1 protein-coding gene is annotated in these 1188 nt (G+C 70.0%); it reads left to right on the forward strand.

What is annotated here, in order from left to right; genetic code table 11:
• The first annotated feature begins 128 nt into the window (after positions 1–128).
• Positions 129–989, forward strand: a complete 861-nt coding sequence (locus C1729_RS14210) for a SulP family inorganic anion transporter (RefSeq protein WP_242493925.1) — start codon at positions 129–131, stop codon at positions 987–989.
• Positions 990–1188: the final 199 nt, after the last annotated feature.

Here is a 1188-nt window from a genome sequence, read left to right on the forward strand (position 1 = left end):
CTCCTCCATCATCTTGCTCTTCTGTCTTTTTTTTTTTCAGACCCTCGCCACCCCCATACCACCCCCCCTGCGGGCTCCGCCGGCGCCTCCAGATTTTAAAAAGGGCCCGCCCCGCGTCCCGGCCCCTCCTGCCCCCCCCCCCCCCCGCCCCCCCCCCCCCCCCCCCCCCCCCCGCCGCCGCCCGCCGCTACGACCCCGATCGCGAGCTCGTCGGCCAGGGCCTCGCAAGCGTCGCCGCCGGGCTCTTCGGCGGCATGCCCGCGACCGGCGCGATCGCCCGCACCGCCGTCAACGTCCGCGCCGGCGCACGGACCCGCCTCGCGGCCGTCGTCCACGGCCTCGTCATCCTCGTCGTCATCTACGCCGCGACCGGGCCCGTCGGGCAGATCCCGCTCGCCGCGCTCTCCGGCGTCCTCATGGTCACCGCCGTGCGGATGGTCGACGTCCGCGCCGTACGGACCGTCCTGCGCTCGACGCGCGGCAGCGCGCTCGTCCTCGTCGTCACCGCGATCGTGACGATCGCCGTCGACCTCGTCCAGGCGATCGTCGTCGGGCTCGCGGTCGCGGCGCTCCTCGCGCTGCGCGCGCTCTCGCGCGCGTCCGTCGTCCACCGGCAGCCCCTGCCCGGGCCTGCGGCCGACGGCGACGAACAGATCGCACTCTTCAGGCTTGACGGCTCGATGTTCTTCGGCGCCGCCGACCGCATCGCTGAGACCGTCCAGCGCGACCACGGCGCACGCGTCGTCGTCCTGCGCCTCTCCGGGCTGCGGCTCGTCGACGCGACGGGAGCGCACGCGCTCGCCGAGCTCGTCGGAACCCTCGAGCGGTCAGGGGTCACCGTGCTCGTCAAGGGCGTGCAGGAGCAGCACCGCAGCGTGCTCACCCGCGTCGGCGTGCTCGACGAGCTCGCGAGCGAGCAGCACCTCTTCGAGGACCTCGACGCGGCGATCGCGCACGCGCGCGACCACGTCGCGCGCCCACGGCCCTGACCCACGGTCCTGACCCACGACCCTGACCCAAGGTCCTGACCCACGCCCTTTTACACATCTGACGCTGGCGGCGACCTCCTACATAGATAGCGTGATTGGTGACCAGATGACTAATACATAACAACCACTGAAATATATGATTTACGCTCACTTCAAAGATAATCCGACTTATACCACGTTCGAACAATCGGATATCATG

Origin of the sequence: Sanguibacter massiliensis (genome assembly GCF_900240335.1) — a bacterium.
In the GTDB taxonomy this organism is placed as follows: Bacteria; Actinomycetota; Actinomycetes; order Actinomycetales; family Cellulomonadaceae; genus Flavimobilis; species Flavimobilis massiliensis.